16 protein-coding genes are annotated in these 19,924 nt (G+C 63.1%); 3 read left to right on the forward strand and 13 right to left on the reverse strand.

Annotated elements, in window-relative coordinates:
- Positions 1–322 precede the first annotated feature (322 nt).
- Genes VFB33_02260 through VFB33_02280 form a run of 5 tightly spaced genes read right to left on the reverse strand, consistent with a single transcriptional unit; the run spans position 323 to position 2,926 of the window.
- A complete protein-coding gene (locus VFB33_02260; protein ID HZO80490.1) occupies positions 323–835 on the reverse strand; it encodes an SRPBCC domain-containing protein in 513 nt (170 codons plus the stop codon).
- The gene (locus VFB33_02265; protein HZO80491.1) at positions 835–1,089 is read right to left on the reverse strand and encodes a hypothetical protein; all 255 of its coding nucleotides are present in this window, start codon (positions 1,087–1,089) and stop codon (positions 835–837) included. Before VFB33_02265 ends, VFB33_02260 begins: the two co-directional genes overlap by 1 nt.
- A gap of 12 nt (positions 1,090–1,101) precedes the next feature.
- Positions 1,102–1,422: a ubiquitin-like small modifier protein 1 gene (locus VFB33_02270; GenBank protein ID HZO80492.1), complete on the reverse strand. Its 321-nt coding sequence runs from the start codon at positions 1,420–1,422 to the stop codon at positions 1,102–1,104.
- Positions 1,395–2,519 carry a hypothetical protein gene (locus VFB33_02275; protein ID HZO80493.1) on the reverse strand — a complete coding sequence of 375 codons (1,125 nt, stop codon included), beginning with the start codon at positions 2,517–2,519 and terminating at the stop codon, positions 1,395–1,397. The genes VFB33_02270 and VFB33_02275 overlap by 28 nt, the downstream gene beginning before the upstream one ends.
- Positions 2,516–2,926, reverse strand: coding sequence for a metalloregulator ArsR/SmtB family transcription factor (locus VFB33_02280; protein ID HZO80494.1), 411 nt, complete (start codon positions 2,924–2,926; stop codon positions 2,516–2,518). The genes VFB33_02275 and VFB33_02280 overlap by 4 nt, the downstream gene beginning before the upstream one ends.
- A 162-nt stretch (positions 2,927–3,088) precedes the next feature.
- On the opposite strand from VFB33_02280, the gene VFB33_02285 reads away from it, so the two are divergent.
- Entirely contained in the window at positions 3,089–4,198 is a 1,110-nt protein-coding gene (locus tag VFB33_02285) for an amidohydrolase family protein (GenBank protein ID HZO80495.1), read from the forward strand.
- A gap of 702 nt (positions 4,199–4,900) precedes the next feature.
- Here the strand turns inward: VFB33_02285 and VFB33_02290 are convergent.
- The 8 genes from VFB33_02290 to VFB33_02325 all read right to left on the reverse strand — a co-directional run bounded on the left by VFB33_02290 (position 4,901) and on the right by VFB33_02325 (position 17,321).
- Entirely contained in the window at positions 4,901–9,550 is a 4,650-nt protein-coding gene (locus VFB33_02290) for a DUF4011 domain-containing protein (protein HZO80496.1), read from the reverse strand.
- Positions 9,551–9,861: 311 nt separating this feature from the next.
- Positions 9,862–10,881: a GDP-mannose 4,6-dehydratase gene (gmd, locus tag VFB33_02295; protein ID HZO80497.1), complete on the reverse strand. Its 1,020-nt coding sequence runs from the start codon at positions 10,879–10,881 to the stop codon at positions 9,862–9,864.
- Positions 10,882–10,923: 42 nt separating this feature from the next.
- Positions 10,924–11,286 carry a cupin domain-containing protein gene (locus VFB33_02300; protein HZO80498.1) on the reverse strand — a complete coding sequence of 121 codons (363 nt, stop codon included), beginning with the start codon at positions 11,284–11,286 and terminating at the stop codon, positions 10,924–10,926.
- A 162-nt stretch (positions 11,287–11,448) separates the two neighbouring features.
- Positions 11,449–13,305, reverse strand: coding sequence for a hypothetical protein (locus VFB33_02305; protein ID HZO80499.1), 1,857 nt, complete (start codon positions 13,303–13,305; stop codon positions 11,449–11,451).
- 425 nt (positions 13,306–13,730) lie between these two features.
- The gene (locus VFB33_02310) at positions 13,731–14,321 is read right to left on the reverse strand and encodes a DUF3501 family protein (protein HZO80500.1); all 591 of its coding nucleotides are present in this window, start codon (positions 14,319–14,321) and stop codon (positions 13,731–13,733) included.
- 4 nt (positions 14,322–14,325) lie between these two features.
- Positions 14,326–15,675, reverse strand: coding sequence for an anaerobic glycerol-3-phosphate dehydrogenase subunit C (locus tag VFB33_02315; GenBank protein HZO80501.1), 1,350 nt, complete (start codon positions 15,673–15,675; stop codon positions 14,326–14,328).
- Between the two features lie 149 nt (positions 15,676–15,824).
- Positions 15,825–16,241 carry a rubrerythrin family protein gene (locus VFB33_02320; GenBank protein HZO80502.1) on the reverse strand — a complete coding sequence of 139 codons (417 nt, stop codon included), beginning with the start codon at positions 16,239–16,241 and terminating at the stop codon, positions 15,825–15,827.
- A gap of 159 nt (positions 16,242–16,400) precedes the next feature.
- Positions 16,401–17,321, reverse strand: a complete 921-nt coding sequence (locus VFB33_02325) for a trypsin-like peptidase domain-containing protein (GenBank protein ID HZO80503.1) — start codon at positions 17,319–17,321, stop codon at positions 16,401–16,403.
- A gap of 387 nt (positions 17,322–17,708) precedes the next feature.
- Here VFB33_02325 and nuoB point away from each other — a divergent pair, with 387 nt between their 5' ends.
- Together nuoB and VFB33_02335 are read left to right on the forward strand one after the other, a co-directional pair.
- Positions 17,709–18,287 carry an NADH-quinone oxidoreductase subunit NuoB gene (nuoB, locus tag VFB33_02330; GenBank protein HZO80504.1) on the forward strand — a complete coding sequence of 193 codons (579 nt, stop codon included), beginning with the start codon at positions 17,709–17,711 and terminating at the stop codon, positions 18,285–18,287.
- Positions 18,262–19,881, forward strand: coding sequence for a molybdopterin-dependent oxidoreductase (locus tag VFB33_02335; protein HZO80505.1), 1,620 nt, complete (start codon positions 18,262–18,264; stop codon positions 19,879–19,881). The genes nuoB and VFB33_02335 overlap by 26 nt, the downstream gene beginning before the upstream one ends.
- Positions 19,882–19,924: the final 43 nt, after the last annotated feature.

Raw genomic sequence — 19,924 nt, forward strand, 5'->3', positions numbered from 1 at the left:
ATAAGGCGGCCCCACGAGGGCTCGCATTGCGGCCCGCCGGGTCAAGTGCGGCGCAGCGCGGGATCGCCTCGGGTGTATTGCGCAGCGCGTTGAAAACCACCGGCGGCACGCGCAACCGGTCGCCGGATTCGTATGCCGCGCGGAGCGGCGCCAGGTCGCGATGGATCAGCAGGCCCTGGACGATTGCGCACAGCGGCGCGACGTTGGCGGGCAACTCGCCAAACCGTGCCGCGTCTTGCGCGCCGACCGCCGTCATCACGTCCGTGCCCGCGCAGTACGCGCGCAGATTTTCCATCCCCCTTTGCCTTGCCCGAACTCCAAATCAGGAACTTGCCAGGAAGTCGGCCAGGCGCTCGAGGCTGCTCGACCAACCGGCCCGATGCGCGTCGCACGCGGTCACCGATTCGAAGACCGCCTGATGAAGGGTGAGCCTCGTCTTGCCGTCGAGTTCCGCGAAGGTTACCGTTACGAGCGTTTCGTGGCGCGGCTTGCCGTGCTCGTCCTCCCACGCCCAGGTGAACGTCAGGCGCTCAGGCTCGACGATCTCGCGATAGACTCCGCGCAGCCAATGGTCGGTGCCCTCCGGCGAGCGCATATGGATGCGGTAGGCGCCGCCCGGCCGAAGCTCGTGATCGAGCACGCTGACGGTGAAGCCTTTAGGTCCCCGCCAGCGCATCATGTGCTCGGGTTCGGTCCAGGCTTTGAACACGAGGCGCCGCGGCGCGTCGAAGACGCGCGTGATGACGAGTTCGCGGTCCGCGGATTTGCTCGTAACAGCCGTCTGTGCGCTCATTTCTTTGCCCTCCGATGCGATTGAAATCTCGGGGCGCTGCATCAGGCAGCCGCCCGGTCCAGAGAAGCGAGATGGTACGCAAGATTCGCCAGGCAGCCGTTCCAGCCGACCACTGGAACGGCTCGAAAATCGGGGATTTCTTCGATCGAGCGGCGCGCGTCGCGCACCGCTTCCGCCTTGCTGGCGGCGGCGCCGATCGAACCGCGATTACCACGCCGGTCGATCGTGCTCCAAAACCACGTCCCACCACGATTCCATAGCTCAAAATCGGCGCCGCGATAGCTGTGATTGAACATCGGAACCCTCGCTCATCCGCCCGAAAGTGCGGGATAAATCCACACCTCGGAAGCTTCGCTGACCTGAGTCGCTCCGCCTTGCGCGACGCGAACGTTCTCGCCGTCAACGAACACGTTGACGTGGCGACGGATATTGCCCTGGTCGTCGAGGACGCGCTGGCGGAGGCCCGGATAGTCGCGGCCGAGGGCTATGAATGCCTCGACGATCGTCGCGCGCGCGCCTGCCGGCAGCGCCATCTCGACAGTTTCCCTTCCGCCCGCCCATTGGCGCAACGCGGCCGGCAGATGAAAGCGCACAGCGCCGCTCAGGCGACCACCGCGGCCTTCACGCACAGCACCGCGGGCAGCCAGTCGGCGATCGAGCGCCAACTCTCGCCCTCGTCCGGGGAGGCGAACAGCTGCCCCCCGCGCGTACCGAAGTAAAGTCCCGCGGGCCCGAGGCTGTCGGCGGCGAAGGCATCGCGCAGGACCGAGAAGTAGGCATGGCGCTGCGGCAGTCCGTCGCCCAGCGGCTCCCACGACGCACCTGCGTCGCGCGTACGCCAGACCTTGATCGCGCCCTCGATCGGCGCACGGAAGCGATCGGATTCGAGCGGAATCACCCAGGCGGTAGCGGCGCGGCGCGGATGGGCGACCAGCGGGAAGCCGAATTGCGATGGCAAGCCGGCAGCGATGTCGATCCACGTGTCGCCGCCGTCGTCGCTGCGATAGACGCCCGGATGATTCTGGAGATAGACGCGGGCCGGGTTCTTCGCGTCGTAGCGCAGCTTGTGCGCGCATTGCGGGCTGAAATGCGGCGCATGCGGCGGGCCGCCCTCCAACCGCACGCCCTTGTTGCGCCGCATCCACGACTTGCCGCCATCGTCGGTGCGATAAACGCCGGCCGCAGAGATGCCGACGATCATGCGCCGGGCGTCGCCCGGATCGGGCAGGATCGTATGCAGGCACAGCCCGCCGAAGCCGGGCACCCAGTACGGGCGCTCGGGATGGTTGAGCAGCGCCTCGACAGGATGAAACGTCCGGCCACGATCGTCGGAACGAAACAGCGCGGCGGGGTCCGCGCCGGCAAAAACTACATCCGGGCCCAGCAGCGGCGCGGCTTCCAGCGCCCACACCGAGTTGAGCGAAAGTCCGCTGCCCGCGGGAAACCGGATGTTGCCTTCGGCCGGCTCCTCCCAGCTTGCGCCGAAATCGTCCGACTGGCTGACGACCGCGCCCCAATGCTCGCTCCGGTTGGCCATCAGGATCCGCGGGGTGCGTGAATCGGGAAGCCAGGCCGTCGCATAGACCGACTGACCCTTGAAGTAGGGGCCCGCGATGCGAAATTCGCGGCGCTCGCCGTCGCCGTGAAAGATGAAGGCGCCTTTGACCGTGCCGACCATCACGATTACGTCGCCGGCTTGCGGCGCTACGCGATCCACCGTTTTCATTTTGACCTCCATCCGGAGCGCTCCGATCGCTTCTTTCCGGCCTGGCCGCGGCGACCTTTTGCCTTCGTTTGCGACTTTTCCGTCTGCATTTCGTTCAGATATTCCGCAAGGCGATCGAGGCTCTCCTCCCAAAAGCGGCTGTAGTGCTCCAGCCAATCCGAGACGTCCTTGAGCGGCGCGGCCTCCAGCCGGCACGGCCGCCACTGCGCTTCGCGTCCGCGCGCGATAAGCCCGGCGCGCTCGAGCACCTTGAGATGCTTGGAGACGGCCGGCAGGCTCATCGCGAACGGCTCGGCCAACTCGGTCACTGACGCCTCGCCCGAGGCGAGACGGGCGAGGATTGCGCGCCGGGTCGGATCGGCAAGGGCGGCGAAGGTGGCACTCAAAGAGTCGGATCGTGGCTGCATTGAACCGTTCAGTTAAATAACTGATTGGTTAAATATAGACCCGCGCGGCGCAAGTCAAGCGACAACAAAGCGATGCCTCCGGCAATTTGCAAAATCGGCCCCGTTGATGGTTAGAAGGGTTTGCGGGGCAGAACCGAAATCTGGGAGGCAGGAAGAGGCACGATGGCGAAAATCATCGACGCCGACGGGCATATCGTCGAGCCGCGCATCCTGTGGGAAGAATACGTCGAGCCGGCCTACCGCGACCGCATCCCGAAGATCATCAAGGACGCCGAGGGCATCGATCGCTTCGGGGCCGGCAGTTGGGCCCGCGCAGGAATTTATTTCCCCGCCGCGATGTGCATCCCGGGCGGGCTCAGCCCCGAGCGGATGCGCAAGTTAAGCTGGGACGATCTGCGTCCGGGCAGCTACGACCCCCACGCCCGCATCAAGGACATGGACGCCGAAGGGATCGACGTCTCGTTTCTCTTCCCCTCGCTGGGCCTGGGCTACGTCGCGCTGCGCGATATCGAGCTGTCGATTGCGGCCTGTCGCGCCTACAACAACTGGATGGCTGACTTCTGCCGGCCCTACCGTGACCGGCTCTACAGCATCGCGCCCGTGCCGCTGTTCGACGTCGCGGCGGCGGCGGCCGAGATGCGCCGGGTGGTCCGCGAGCACGGCGTGCGCGCGGTCGCCGTGCGGCCCAATCCGTACGGCGAGCGCCTGCTGAGCGACCCGGCTTACGACCGCTTCTGGAGCGAGGCCGAGGAGCTCGACTGCACGATCGCGCTGCACGGCGCCGTCGGCGGCGACATGCCGACCGCCGGCTTCGAGCGCTACCGCGATTTCTTCCAGCGCATGATCATCTCGCATCCGCTGGAGCAGCAGATGGCGTGCATGGATCTGATCTGCGGCGGCGTGCTCGAGCGCCATCCGCGCCTGCGCGTGGCGTTCCTGGAGGCCGGCGGAATGTGGGTTACGTACTGGCTCGCCCGGCTCGATGAGTTTTACGAAAAGATCGGCTTCATGGTGCCGAAGGCGAGGCTCAAACCGAGCGAATATTTTAACCGCCAGTGCTTCTGCTCGTGCGAGCCGGACGATATAGCACTTGGGACCGCTGCCGAATTGGGTGCAGATGACTACCTGATGTGGGCCTCGGACTATCCGCACTACGACTGCACCTTTCCGGGCGCGGTCGAGGAGCTGCGCGAGCACTGCGCGGCGCTGCCCGAGGCGTCGCGCCGCAAGGTGATGGGCGACAACGCCGCGCGCTGCTACGGGGTCGCCTGAGTGCGCGCTTCCCGCACCTGACACGCGAGCGGCCGCTCAAAGCCGACGTGACAAGAAGAAAGGCGGGCTACTGGCCGCGAGCGCGCAGCTCGCGCTGGGCCACTTCGAGGTCGGCGTCCACCATCATTTCGACCAGATCGAAGATGACGCGCGCAGCCACTGGGCTTCGCCCCAGCATGTTAAACGAAGACGCTAGGCTCGCGTCGTAATTGTTGTGGGCCCTGCATCTATGCCGGATCGGTGGGCCTCGCGGATTCGCCGTCAACGAAGGCGCAGACAAAGGAGAGTGTGAATTTGTGAGGCCATCCTGGCTCGACAATTTCACCTTCATCGGTCAGCAGGACCCGAATTGAGCAAGGGAGCTAGTCCCTTGAGCAACTGAGGCTGGCGCTTGGGCGGGCGTGCAAGACCGTGCAGTTAATCATGTCCATTGGTGGCAACTCGCGCCGTGCGAACACCAGCGCGAAGCGTCGAGGCAGAGCGAGCCGACCCGCCGCGCTGATGTCGGTGGGTGCGGGAAATCCCCGGGCAACCTGCCCGGATATTCGCCGACTTCAGGCGTTAGCTCAGCTCAGTGGCGGAACCTGCAAGAAAACGCCACCAGCTCGCTCGGACACGTGCGAAAGTAGCTGACTAGCTGCCAACAGGGCACCGTCGCCTCGGAAAATTCCCGAGCTGCGCCCTCTACGGACAGAGCCGTGATCAGCGTACTTGACCGCGGTCATCTTCTGCTCTCGCCGGCAGGGCGGTCGATGCGTTGGCAAAGCGCGGCCGCATGGAAAGCTGACGGATAAGGTCAGTGACCTTCTCAATCTCGCGCCTACTGTTCGTGAACCAGTCAGTAGACCAGATCCGGTGAATGGCCCAACCCAAATTCTCAAGGATCATCTGCCTAAGCCGATCGCGGTCGCGGGTCGACTTCGCGGAGTGGTAGCTTGCTCCGTCACATTCTATGCCAAGAATGAAGGAGCCCGGTTGTTGCGGATGTCTCACCGCAATATCGATGAAAAACCCCGCCACCCCCACTTGCGATTCGCACTCAAAGCCCTGCCGCTTCAGCGCGTTGGCTACGGCGATCTCAAAATCGCTCTGCGGTTGTCGCACCTCCGACAACTTCTCGGCTTCAAGCTGTCCCGTCTTGGCATAGCGGAGGTAGGCCTTCAAGATCGCAACCCCAGGTGGGCTCGAACTATCCGTCCGAAGTTCGTCAGGGTCTATCGAAGAGAAAACCACGACCCGATGTTTTGCTCGTGTGAAGAGGACATTCAAGCGCCGCGGGCCTTGCGCAAGGTTGATCGGGCCAAACCTCTGGAACAAATTTCCATGCTTGTCACGCCCATAGGTCACGGATATGAAGATAACATCCCGCTCGTCTCCTTGGACGTTCTCCAGATTCTTGACAAAGAACGGCTCGGCCGTTTCCTTTTGCCGTTCAAAGAAGAGTCGGGCCATTTCGTCGTGTCGCGTTCGCTCCGTCAAAAGGTCATCAATAAGTTCGCGCTGCTGGTGATTTAAAGCGACGACGCCAAGCGACAATTCGGGGCAACTCCGAAGGTGATTAAGAACCGCATTCACGACCCGTTCGGCTTCCTGTCGATTGAACTTTGCCTGCCCAGCCTCATAGACACCATCTGCTATGTACCTGAACTGAATGCCAGTGTGCGCCGTTTTGGACATCGGGGAAGGAAAGACCAGAAGTCGGTTACGGTAAAATTCAGCGTTAGAAAAAGCAATCAGGCTGTCATGGCGCGAACGGTAATGCCACCGAAGCTGGCGCATCGGCTGATAGAGCGTTGCGGCAACATCGAGGACGCTTTCGTGCTCCTCCACGACGGACTTCTCCGCCGATGGTTCTTCGTCCGGATCCGGGTCGAATTGCCTCTCGAAGAACGTGGAAGGTGGCAACTGCTTGGGATCCCCAACAACGATTAGCTGGCTGCCGCGCGCAATGGCCCCCATTGCATCCTCGGGTTTCAATTGCGAAGCCTCGTCCATAACAACCAAGTCGAACTTAAGATGGCCCGGTGTTATGTACTGCGCGACGGAGAGCGGCCCCATCATGAAGCACGGCTTCAACGCTTGAAGGGCGCGACCCGCTCGCTGAACGAGTTGTCGTATCGGGATGTGCCGCCTGGTTTTGCCGATTTCCTGCTTTATGAGTGACAATTCCGTCCGCTGCCCAACAGGTCCGGATTGGATACCCGGTGGAACAAGGCGCCGGCTAGCAAGCAACGCGACCGCTTGTCTGTTCAGCTCGATTAGCTCTTTGTCGAGTTGAACAAAGCGCTCTCGAACGGCGTTCTGTCGAAGGCCCGAGAATTGCAGGAGTTCCGGATAGCCCCTCGTCAACTGACGCGCCAGAGTGTTGTAAAAGATATATTCATACGCAGGAATCATATCTTCGATGCCGATAACCTTTGACTCAGCCAGGTCGCTTATCGCACTGAGCCCGGCCGCCTGCAGTTCTTTTCGGCTCCGCTGACACTGTATCCACTCTGACAAGCTATCGGTATTCCTTAGGGCAGCCTCCGCCGTTCGTTCGAGCCCTGCGAGCGTCAAGGGCTCGGGCCCCCACCAAGCTCTGGGATTTAGCTGTCCCAATTTCGCGAATGCCGTGAGAGCATCATCGAGGGCGCGAACCTGCCCCCGAAGCGTTGCCAATTCCTCTCCGAGCGACAAAAGACGGGTGTCAGTGTCAGAAGCGAGAAGCCATGATCTGAGGGCTTCAGGTATCTCTTGACGTTTGATCGCCTCAATTGCATTCAGCGCTCCTGACACTATCGCTAGGTCAGTGTCTGGGCCTTGAAATTGCTTCCCAATCAACCGTCGAGCAGGGTGCTCAGCAAGGGCGGCGGCTGTTTGGCAGTGTAAGCTAAATGCGTCAATTGCGGCCAGAACATCAACACTGTTCCGCCCGGAACTCACATTGAACCGGTTGAACGCTGCCGTAATATTGTGCACCGTTTCCATAAGGGTTCCCACTTCGTCGTACGAAAGGGGACCTTGGTACGGCAACTTACGCTCTTCGCTCACAGCGTTTAAAACATCAAGCGCTTTTCTGCACGTGTCGGTTATTACCTTACCGCTCGCTCGCGGTGGCAAGATGAAGTGTCTTCTGAAGGCGCGTTTGGCCTTTCTATAACTGAAGCCGACCAGCCGAGACAGCGCGCCGGAACGTTCGCAAACCAGGAGCCAGCGAGCCAACAACTCGCGATGGAGTACACCAGTCGATCTCATCGCTCTATGAACGGCCTCGGCTGCGTCAGCTAGAGTAGCGAGTGCCAATCCATCCAGGTGTCCCAGCCTGAATTGAATCGCTTGCGAGCAAGCGAGCCGGAGTGGTTCAAACACTTTGGGGTCACGCTGCTCTTGAATCGCTGGCAGCCGCTCGCGTAGCGCTGCGTAACGTTTTCTCCATTCGATCACGTCGTCGACGAAAGAACGCACCTGCGCCTCGTCCTTCGCACTCCGTATGACACTTAGTATGGCTCTCGTAGGACCGGCCTGCACGTCCGGAAGTCGTTCGCACTTTTCGACCAAGCGGGTGATCGCCTCTAACGAGCCGTTGAGAGAGATACCGGTGGTCCGTGTCAGGCGCCCCGTCGCTTCTATTAGAAACTTAGAGCGAGAGTGGATTTCAGCCAGCCTGGCACAGAGCTGCTGCTCACCCGAATAACTAAGGTCGGCGTTCGCGATATGTCGCCAAGGATGCTTCTGGAGGTCCGGGAACCTTCGGTTCAGTTCGCGTAGCTGCCGTCCGTACACTTCGAGAAGAGCGCGATCGGAGTCGAATTTAGATAAGCGAGTGCTGCTGTCTCGCTCGAGCTTAATGCTTTCAACCAGCGTGGGATCAAACCTAAGCGCCTGACGACAGCTTTCACGACGCCATATGACATCAAAGCCAGTACAGCCGAGCGCGCTAAAGGGCGCGTTGATCAGTCTGGCGTATGTCAGAAGCTGCCTCTTAGCGTCCAGAAGCAACTTTCTCTTTTCCGATAAATTCTTCGGCTCAGCGAAACACTTCTTTGCGGCGAGGCGTTCCTCTAGTTCATCCAGCAGTTTTCGCTTGTCGGTTTTGTGGCTGTGAAGTTCCAGACAGAAGATTCCGAGACCGGCCTGATCGAGCCGACGACGCACAACTTCGAGTGCGGCGAGCTTCTCCGACACAAACAAGACCGTTTTGCCCTGAGCAAGAGTGGACGCGATCAAATTAGTTATGGTCTGTGACTTGCCTGTGCCAGGTGGCCCTTCGATGACGAGATTTTTTCCATCAATGGCATCGACCAACGCACTATGCTGAGAGCTGTCGGCATCATGTATCAGCGCGGGAGCCTTGCCCTGATCCTCCAGCGCATCGATGTCATATTCCTCCGCGAATGACGCATCACTTCCCTTGGTTCCCTCGAAGAAGTCCCTTATGCGCGGGTGTTCAAGGAGATCTGTTTCCTTGGGCCACGTCTTCGGATCGAGATCTCTGAACATTAGGAGTTTCGCGAATGAAACCAAGCCAAGAGTAACCCGTCGGCGCAGTCGCCATTGCGGTTTCGCAGCCAGTATACCCTGAAACTTGCGAAAGTAACTCTCCGGACTATCCCCATCCAAGAGTGTAGGCATATCGAATCCGAATTCGCGTTTCAGTTTCTCGCGTAGAGAAAGATTTTCCTCGATCTGATCTGAAAAGGAATAAGTGATCTCGAACGCGAAGCTAGCCGAGGCTTGAGCTGCCTTTGCCCTCTCGATAGTGACGGGAACCAGTAGCAACGGTGCCAGACGAGATTGATTGGAGTTATCGCTCTCGTACCATTCCAGAAATCCGAAGATAAGATGCAGCAACTTCGTTCCGGACTCCTCGATTGCCGTTCTGGCAGCAAAAGATATGCGTCGGAGAATTGCTTCAAGCTCCTCAGGGTAGTGGAGGGTCTGAACTCGCCTGACCCGCTGTCCCGGAACGACGGGCAGCATCGAGCGTTCAGGCAGGTCTACAGAGACCGGAAGCCCCAGCTGCTTCGCGTGGTCTACGACCTTCGGTTTCGGCGGAGCGCCCTTTGGCTCGGGGACGGATTTGAATGAGATTGGAGTGCCGTCGAGCAGCGCGTCGAAAAGAGCGTCTGGAGGAACACCGACGATCGACAGGCTAGATCTCAAGGTGTGCCGAAAATTCAGCAGCTTGTTCCGATTTGTGAGATCGAGTAGGCGAGCGCGAATGCGTTCCAACCCGATCATGGTGTTCCCAAGAAGGAAGTCCTGGCTGATGGGAGCGACGGAGTCGGTTTTGGCCGAGTTCAGGGAGCCAGCGCGCCTAATTCTGGCATCTGTATCGCCGGTTTCAACTTCGCTCTTTGCGCGAGTCACAAGGAGAACCTCTCAATGCGTTGACGCATGGGAGCGACCGAAGTTAGACACTATAGATTAGCCGAAGCGCCACGTTAACTCAAAGCGCGCTATAGCCGAGATAAGTCGGTTCCTGCTACCGATTTGCGAAACCGGTGCACACGGACTCAATGTTCTGTAAGCAATCGCTCGACCGTGGCGCGGCCCGAGAGATCGGTGCGCTCACTCACTGAACAGCGCCGCCCGCTGCTACGGGGTCGCCTGAGTGCGCGCTTCCCGCACCTGACACGCGAGCGGCCGCTCAAAGCCGACGTGAAGAGAAGAAAGGCGGGCTACTGGCCGCGAGCGCGCAGCTCGCGCTGGGCCACTTCGAGGTCGGCGTCCACCATCATCTCGACCAGCTGACCGAAGTTCACCCGTGGGCGCCATCCCAGGATTCGTCGCGCCTTCGCCGCGTCGCCCTGAAGAAGATCGACTTCGGCCGGCCGCAGGTAGCGCGGATCGGTCTCGACGTACTTGCGCCAGTCGAGCTTGAGGCGGTCGAAGACGCGCTCGAGGAACTCCTGCACCGAGTGGGTTTCGCCGGTGGCGATCACGTAGTCGTCAGGACGCTCCTGCTGGAGCATCATCCACATCGCCTCGACGTAGTCGCCGGCAAAGCCCCAGTCGCGGCGCGCGTCGAGGTTGCCCAGCGCGAGCTTGTCCTGCAGGCCGAGCTTGATGCGGGTGGCGCTGCGGGTGATCTTGCGGGTGACGAAGTTCTCGCCGCGGCGCGGCGATTCGTGGTTGAACAGGATCCCGTTGGCAGCGAACAGGCCGTAGGCCTCGCGGTAATTGATCGTCTGCCAGTGGGCATAAACCTTGGCGCAGGCGTAAGGGCTGCGCGGATGGAACGGGGTGGTCTCGCGCTGCGGCACCTCGGCCACCCGCCCGAACATCTCGGAAGAGCCCGCCTGGTAATAGCGCACCGCGCGGCCGTGGCGCTTGTTGTGGTCGCGTATCGCCTCAAGCAGGCGCAGCGCACCCAGGCCGACGACGTCGGCGGTGTACTCGGGCTGGTCGAAGGAAATCCGCACGTGCGACTGTGCGGCGAGATTGTAAACCTCGTCGGGGCGCACCTGCTCGACGATCGCGCGAATCCCGGTGCCGTCGCCGAGGTCGCCGTAGTGCAGCTCCAGCGGCCCCGCCGCCAGCGGCCCGAAGCCGCGGCGCAAATGGTCGATGCGGCCGGTAGCGAAGCTCGAAGTCCGCCGCACCATCCCATGGACTTCATAGCCCTTCTTGATGAGTAATTCGGCCAGGTAGGAACCGTCCTGCCCGGTCACCCCGGTAATCAGCGCGACTTTTGCCATGCTATGTGGTCCGCGTCCGTGGTTTCCGCCGCCGGCGCCGGCCTAGTCTCCCGGGACCAGGCGGTGCGAGTCGCTGTCGAAGTGCTGGGTGGAGAACTCGTACAGCTCGGCGTCCTCCAACGCTTCCATCTGATGGACCAGCCCGCGCGGAACGTCCATGCACTCGCCCGCCTGCAACTCGAATTCCTCGATGACTGCGGAAGCGGGCGACTCCTTGACTCGCACCAGCAGGCGCCCGGCGCGCAGGTAGAACGACTCCGTCTTGAGCTTATGGAAGTGCAGCGAACAGCGCTTGCCCTTGCGAATCTCGAGAATCTTGCCGCAGTAAAGCTCGCCGTTGACGATCCATACTTCGCGGCCCCATCCCTTCGGCACTACCCTGACCGGCTTACGCGCCCGGTTCATAGCCGTCGCACGACCCCCCTTCAGACGTTAGCGGCGCCCCCGCCGGGCGCACGTCCTGCGTGGTCGGCTCCATGCCCTCGATCACCATGCCAGAAGGGCGGGGTCCAGACCAGCGCCGGCCCGCAGGCGCCGAACAGCTCGTGGGAAAAGCCATCAGTGGCGCTAGATCGCGGGCGCCGAAGGGGCGACTGCCGCCGGCATGCGGCGGGCCGAAGCACCGCTAGCGTTGCTGGCGGCGACGAACTGGCTGACCCCAATTGAAAAGCGCTCGATCGGCAGATGGCGGGCGTTGGCGAACTCCGCTACGGTTGCCAGCCGCTCTTCGCCGACATCGTCGGTGGCGATCAGGATGCGATGGAACCCGGTGGCCGCATAGATCCGCTCCAGCTCGTCGATGGGACCCAGCACGCAATGGCCGTGGACCAGCTTGCCCTCCTTGAAGGCGTCGTCATCGACGAAGCCAACCAGGCGGGTGCAGCGGTCGCTGCCGGAGAAGATGTAGCGTACTGCCGCCTCGCCTGTCCGCCCGGCTCCGACAATCAACACGCGCTCGGTCGGCATCGCCAACAGCGCGATCGCCCGCCGCAGCGCCTGGAACGACAGCCGGGTGAACACCAACAGGTTGAACAGCAGGATGACGTAGAGGACGATTATCGAGCCCGAAATCTCCATCGGCACGAACAGCGTCGCCAATCCGAGCAGGATACCGGCGAGCAGCGCGCCGTTAGCGAAGCGGATGATGTCGGCGAGACCGGCGTAACGCCAGATCCCGCGATAAACTCCGGTCAATCCAAAGGCGCCGTAGGTCGCCACCAGCAGCAACGGCGTGCTCCGGATCATCGACCCGACCAGCGCATCATTGATCAAAAAGTCGCGCCGCAGCAGCGAAGCGCCGAAGTAAGCGGCCGGAATCAGCGCCAAATCGAGCACGCCCTCGGCCAGCCGCCGCTTGTAGGCCAGGCTCAGCAGGTAGCGCGCGCCGCCTTGCAGATAGCTGTACGCCACCGCCGGGGCGCGCCCGTCGAACGTGAGATCGACCATGAACAGACCGATCACGGCAATAACCGCGCTCACCCACGGCAGCGCGCTCAGCAGATAGGCATGGTTCAGCAGCGTGACCGCCGCCGCGCACAGCGCGCCGGCCACGGCCAAGCCCCAACTCACCAGCACCGCGCGGCGCACCGTCAGCCCGAGCATCAGCAGCCGGTGGTGCGAATGGTCAAGGCCGCGGCGTGAGATCGGATTGCCAGTAGCGGCGCGCGACACCGTCACGATGCTGGTGTCGAACAGCGGCACCAGCATCACCAGCAATGGGAAAACCGCCTTGGACAGATGCGAGTTGGCTTGGAGCGCCGAACCCTCCAGCGCCATCGCGCCGAGCAGAAAACCCATCGGCAGCGCGCCCGAATCGCCCATGAAGATAGACGCGGGATGGAAATTGAAGAGCAGGAAGGCGGCGAAGGCGCCCGCGGCGGCCGCCGTCGCGCAGACCAGACCGGTGTCTTGCGACCACCATGCAGCCACCCCGATCGCTCCCGCCGCCGCAATTCCCACCCCGGCGGCCAAACCGTCAAGGCCGTCGATCAGGTTAAAGGCGTTGATCACCGCCGTCATGAAGAAGCCGGCGCCCAACAGGTTCAACAGCGGCCAGCGCGTGACCTCGGGCGGCGGAGGGCCAAAGGCCAGAAATCCGGCGACAACGACCAACTCCAGCGCCAGCTTGCGCGAGGGCGTCAGCGCCATTTTGTCATCGACGACGCCCACCGTCAGCAACACCAGCATCCCGGCCGCCATCCATGGCGGTAGCGCCCCCGTCATCGCCAATGTCGCAATCACAGCGCTAACGATGGCGACGCCGCCCAGAACGGGCGTAGCTTCTGGATGACCCGATTCCTCGCTCGGTTCGGCAACGACGGCCAACCGCCGCGCAACCAGCTTCGCCAAGGGAGTCAAGGCAGCGGCCAAGCCGAACGACGCGGCTGCGCAGATCAGGACCTTGGCGGCGGTGGTCGGAAACATCAGCTAACGCTCTGGAAATTCTCTACCGTCAGCGGGCGATTCGATGTGCCGAACGCGCCTGTCAGCATTTCTGCTCTTCAATCTGGTTCCGCACACTCAATATGCGGACAATTTGTGCAAGGAGCACCCATAATGCTCATATTTTTGCCTTGACTGGCAAGCGTCCAGGCGGGTATTGAATCGGATATGCCATCTTTAGACTCTTTAAACATAAATTACTTTATCTGGAGAAGGCATATGAGGCAATAGAAGCCGGCGCCGCGTAAGACGCCTGAAGCCTTCCCCCCTTTTTGAGGAGGCCTGTAATATCGGGGAAATCTCGGCTTTATTCAGCCAATTTGGACTGAAGCGACCGGATAGAGCAGCCCGGATGAGCGGTTTTGCGGCCAGCCTCGCCGCCGCCTGAACGGCGGCGAAATCCCCCGCTACTCGCCACGCAACTCGGCCGCCAGCGCCGTGGCCAGCGCCCCATCGATCTTGGCTCGCGCGGCAAGGTGAGGATGGTCCACCTCGATTGCGACCCTGCCCGCGGCGGCGAGCGCGCCGAAACGGTCCGCGTCGGCCACGCCGCCGACCGGAAAGGCGATGAACTGCACCGAGCTTATTTGGTCCGGTGACATCTGGCGCAAATCGAAGCGGGCGCCGACACGCTGCCCGTCAATCACAATCCAAAAGTGGCGCTCGAGGCCGACCAACGCAGTCAGCGCCGCGTCCCGTTCGACCGCGTCGGCGTACTCGATAAGCAAGGTCGCCGCCAGCTCGCCCGGCTTGGGCATCAGCTCGTTGTAGGTAGCAATCTCGTGGTTGACCGCGGCGTCCTCGAAGATCCGCTCGGCTCGCAGGATTTCGTGGATCTGGTACCAGACAGTCCGCTCGTTCTCGAACAGCAGGGTCAGATGTTCGCCGACGGCCAGCCGGCGACGATCCTTTTCCGCGATGCACAACGGGCGCAGGATGCGGCGCACGCGGTCGTAGACCGTGACCGGCAGAACTTCATGCGCGCTTATCGGCTTCACACGATCACTCCTCGGCGGCTACCGGCGCCGGCGGCGCTACCGCCTGGGCGAAACCGTCGCTCCGGTAGGCGCGCTCCAGGATCTCCAGCGGATGGAGCGGGCGGGTGCCGATCGCCTGCTCGATCTGAATCGCGGCCAGCGGGCAGTCGGTCGCCATCACCTGCGCCTCGGCCTGCCGCATCCCTGAAAACGCCCTCTCGCCCCACTTCATCGAGAGCTCGAAAAATTCCTTCTTCATCGCCCATGTGCCGTCGTGCGCGGTGCAGGCGTCCACCGTGACGACCTCCGCGCCCGGAATCGAGCGCATCAAGTCGCGCGAGCGGAAGCCGATGTTTTGCGCTTTGAGATGGCACGGCACGTGGTAGGCGACCTTACCCGGCGTGGTCTGGAACTGGCGGTCGAACTTACCCTCGCGCCTGAGTGCATAAAGCAATTCGTTCGTGTCAGCGACGGCGGCGGCAATTTCGCGCGCCTCGGCATTGTCGAGCAGCTCCGGATATTCCCGGCGCATCATGAGCGAGCAGGTCGGATTGATCGCGGCGATCCTGTAGCCTTGGCGCACCAGCGGCAGCATCGCCGCGACGTTGGCGCGCGCGAGCTTCTGCGCAAAGGCGATGTCGCCGCCGTCGAGCGCCGGCATCCCGCAGCAATTCTGCGCGGGCGACGCGATGGTGCATCGGTTGCGCGCCAGCACGGCAACCGCGGCGCGCCCGGGCGCGGGGTTGTAGTAGTTGACGAAGCAGGTATGGAAGAGCACGACCTTGGCGGCCGGCTCGGCCGGCGCGGCGGGAATCCCGGTGCGCCTGAGCCACGCCTCGAGGGTTTCGTCGGCGAAGTCGGGGAGCCGCTTGCCGCGCGCCAGCCCGAGCAGCTTCTCCATCAATGCACGCTGCACCGGATTACGGCAGGCCCAGTTGGCAAGCGCCGGAAACGTGCTGCCCAGCTTGCCCAGGCGGTCAGGATTGCCGAGCATCTTCTCCCGCAGAGCGAGCCCGTGGGCGCGTCCCCTGACCGCCCGCGCGCGCAGCATCAGGCGCGGGAAATCGAGCTGGAACTCGTGCCCGTCGCGCGGCGTGTAGGGGCAGCGCACCTCGCACAACTTGCAGCCGTAACACAGATCGACGACGCGATTGCGCTCCGCCTCGCTCAGCGCACGCACGTCGCCGCCGCTCTGCCGATCGATGGCCTCAAACAGCGCCGGAAACGACGGGCACAGATTGAAGCACAGCCGGCATCCGTGGCAGATGTCGAAGACGCGCTCGAGTTCGCCGGCAAGCTTGTCGGGCTCCCAGTACCTGGGTTCGTTGGGATTGTAGGAGAGCCCGTCGGTTGGCCGCGCCTGGATACGACTCATCGAAACCCGCTCATAGTTTGCTTAACAGGCTGAAGCCCTGTGGGCGCACTACTAACTTGCGGCCGGTATCGGCGCACCGGCCGCCAAGGAAGCGGCGGCCCGCCGAACGCGCATAGCGCCGGCGGGCCGTAATTGCGCAAGTCCGCCTCTTAGAGGGTGTCGGCCGCCTTTTGGAAGCGCCCGGCGTGCGACTTCTCGGCCTTGGCCAAGGTCTCGAACCAGTCGGCGATTTCGCCGAAACCTTCCTCGCGCGCGACCTTCGCCATTCCCGGGTACATGTTGGTGTACTCGTAAGTTTCGCCGTGTACTGCGGACTTGAGGTTGAGCAGGGTGTCGCCGATCGGTTGATCGGTCACCGGATCGCCGACCTGCTTGAGATAGTCGAGATGGCCGTGCGCGTGGCCAGTTTCGCCCTCGGCGGTGTCGCGGAACAGTCCGGCGACTTCCGGCTGGCCCTCGACGTCGGCGATCTTGGCGAAGTACAGGTAGCGACGGTTGGCTTGGCTCTCGCCCGCAAAGGCTTCTTTGAGATTGGCGTGGGTCTTGGTTCCCTTCAGGCTCTTCATCGTTTCGTTTCTCCCGTTATGCGTGTGTTTCGCCGCTGCGACAGGTGCGCCGGCGGCGCCCCGGAGCGTCCGCCCGAAGCCGGCGCAGCACGCGCGATGCGGCCGCTGCGCCGCCCACCGGTTTGGCTCCGCCTACCGGATGATAATTATTATCATCCGCTAGCCAGCCGTCAAGCCGCGCCCGAATCGATCGGTGCCGAGGATTTCACCGGCCCGTGCATGGAGCGATTCCTCGTACTCCTTGATGAACTCCCGCGCGCGATCGATCGGAATGGCGAAGCCGATCCCCTGTCCCTGGGCGTAGATCGCGGTATTGATGCCGATCGCCTGGCCCACCACATTCAGCAGCGGGCCGCCCGAGTTGCCCGGGTTGATCGCGGCGTCAGTCTGGATGAGATCGCCGTAGCCGGCTTCACGGATCGCCCGATGCAACGCGCTGACCACACCCACAGTTACCGTGTGCGAGAGCCCGAAGGGGTTGCCGATCGCGATCGCGGTTTCGCCGATCATCAGGGTATTCGACTTGCCCATCACCGCGGCGGGCAACGGCTGCTCCGTTTTCACTCGAATCAGCGCCAGATCGTAGTTCTTCGAGAGCGAGACCAACTGACCGTCGAAGGTACGCCCGTCGGCGAGCTGCACTCGGATCTGCGCCAGCCGCAGGATCACATGACGATTGGTGAGAACCAGCCCATCCGGCGAGACGATCAGACCCGAGCCGAGCGAGGTCTGCTTTGCCTTTCGCGGCTCGAAGGCGCGAGGATCCATGAACTGGCCGAAGAATTGCTGAAAGAACGGGTCCTCAAAAATGAACGGCTGGACCTCGACTGTCCGCTCGGTTGAGATGTTCACCACCGCCGGTGCCGCTTTGTCGACCGCGAGCACTACCGGCGTGCGGCGCGCCGCCGCGCCCCCGCCCATGTCGGGCGCGTCGTGGCCCGCCGTGATAGTCGCGCCTGCGTGGTCGCCGGCATTGGCCGGGTTCGCACCGAAGCGGACGGTCGCAATGCCGGCCGCGAATCCGGCTCCCAACAAGAGCAACGCACCGAGCAGCCTGGCAACGATCCGATGATGATCCACCTCTGCGACTCCTGAAGGCAAGGCAGGCAGGTCCCAGCTCAATCAAAGATTTAACAGCGCCGCGCATGAAGCAAGCCGATGCGTGCGTGTCTGCAGTGCGGTGCGGGCGCACATCCTCAAACTTTGCGAGCATCCGGCCTGGCACGGCCAGGATTTCCCGCGCAGGGTCTATTGCGCGCTAATCGGAACGATGGCGGCGCACGCTCGCGATCATCACCGCCGAGACCTTCGCGCCGCTTGCGCTGCGGGAGCCGATGCCGGGAGCGTCCCGTGTGCCAAGCATGGTCGCCCTTGCCCCCGGCGGCGGATCGCGAGAGGATTGATCCTTGTGGCACGGCCGCGCGCCCGGCCGGGGAACGCGCGCGGCGGACACGGGAAAGTTCCGCGATGGCTGGACGCTCGCGCAGATTTTCCGCCTTCATGGTGCGCGGCGCCGTCGCGCGCCATTCGCTGACTGACGAGAGCGCGGCCTTTCCCGACGTGTTCGCGCTCACCCGCCTGCACGACGCGATCCAATGGGCACGCAAGTACTCGTTCTTCGCCTATCCGTTCGTCACCGCGTGCTGCGGGATGGAGTATTTTTCGGTCGCCGGACCGCGTTATGACATCGACCGCTTCGGCGCCGCGCTGCCGCGCTTCACTCCGCGCCAAGCCGACCTGTTGTTCGTCGTCGGCACCATCACGCAGCGCCTGGCGCCGGTGCTGCGCCGGGTATGGGAGCAGATGGCGGAACCGAAATGGGTAGCGTCGTTCGGCGCCTGCACCAGCTCGGGCGGGCCCTACGACAACTACGCCGTGCTCCAGGGAATCGACCGCGTCATCCCGGTGGACATCTATATTCCCGGATGCCCGCCGCGGCCTGAGGCCGTGCTCGACGCGCTGATCAAGCTGCAATACCGCGTCCAGAACGACCGCCGGCCCCATCTGTGGGAGAAGCTCCATGGCAGCGGGCGCAAGCTCGACTAGCGCGCCGAAGTTGGCGCGCGTGACGGTTGATGGAGGCGCGATCGAAGCGCCCGAAGGCACGCCGCTGCTGCAGGCGATGCTCGATGCGGGGCTCGACATCCCGCATTACTGTTACCACCCCAAGCTGAGCATCGACGGCAGCTGCCGGCTGTGCCAGGTCAAGATCGAGGGCATGCCGAAGCTCCAGATCTCGTGCAACACCCAGGTGCGCGACGGGATGGTCGTGCAGACCGAAGACCCCGAAGTTGCGCTGGCGCGCCGCGGCGTACTTGAGATGCTCCTGCTCAACCATCCGCTGGACTGCCCGATCTGCGACAAGGCCGGCGAGTGCTGGTTGCAAAACTACTCGATGCGCTTCGGAAGCCGGTTTGCGCGCACGTTGGAACCGCGGCGCAAGCACGAAAAGCGCATCGACATCGGCGAGCGGATGCTCCTCGACCAGGAACGCTGCATTCTGTGCCGCCGATGCGTGCGCTTCTGCCGCGAAGTCAGCAAGACCGGCGAGCTTGCGATCTTCAATCTCGGCGACCGCTCCGTGCTCGACATCTACGACCGCCGACTCGACAATGACTACTCGATCTGCACCGCCGACATCTGCCCGGTCGGCGCGCTCGAGAGCAAGGACTTCCATCACCGGATCCGCGTCTGGTTCCTCCAGGAAACCGCCAGCGTATGCCCCGGCTGCGCCAACGGCTGCAACATCATGATCGGCGAGTACCGCAACCGTATCTGGCGGCTGCTCCCGCGGCGCAACGACGCCGTCAACGACACCTGGATGTGCGACTGGGGACGGCTCGACTATCGCTTCGTCAACGACGGCGGACGGCTGCGCGCGCCGATGATCGCGCGCGCCGGCGCGCTCGTCCCGGTGTCATGGGACGACGCGCTCAAATGCGCGGCCGACGCGCTCGCCGCGCTCAAGGCGCGCCACGGCGCGGACGCGCTGGGCGCAGTTGCCTCGCCGCATCTGACCAACGAGGAAAATTTCCGCTTCGGCGAACTGGTGCGCACGTTCGGCGCGGGCACGGTCGCGATGGCGGTGCGGCGCGGCAAGGCCGACGGCTTGCTGCTCAAGGCCGAGAAGGCGCCCAACGCGCGCGGCGTGCGCGAGATGGGGCTGGTCAACGGCGCCGACGACGGGATGGGAGAGCTGACGGGGGCCGCCGAGAGCGGCCGGCTTAAGGGCCTCTATCTCTGCTCCGGCGACCTGCTCGACACGCTCGCGCCGGCGCAGCTCGACGCGCTGCTTGCGCCGCTCGAAGTGCTGATCGTGCACGGCCTGCGGGTCGATCCGCGCCTGACGCGCTCGACCGTGGTGTTTCCCACGACGACCTTCGCCGAGAAGGACGGATCGTTCACAAATCATGCCGGGCGCGTGCAGCGAATCTTCAAGGCGATCGATACGCCGCCGGGGTGGCTGACGGACGGCGACATATTCACCCACCTGCTCGGCGCGTTCGACGGTGAGCAGCGCCCGCGCTTCAAGCCGGAGGCGGTTTGGAAGTTCATCGCCGGCTCGCATCCGGTCTTCGCCGGACTTTCGCTGGAAATGTTAGGCGCCTCGGGCGCCATGCTCCGCGGTGTCGCGGAGTAGTCCTGACGTTGGGATGCGGCGACGCGCGATGCGCAGCGCTGCC

The sequence above is a fragment of the Candidatus Binataceae bacterium genome, assembly GCA_035650475.1.
GTDB lineage: Bacteria > Desulfobacterota > Binatia > Binatales > Binataceae > JAKAVN01.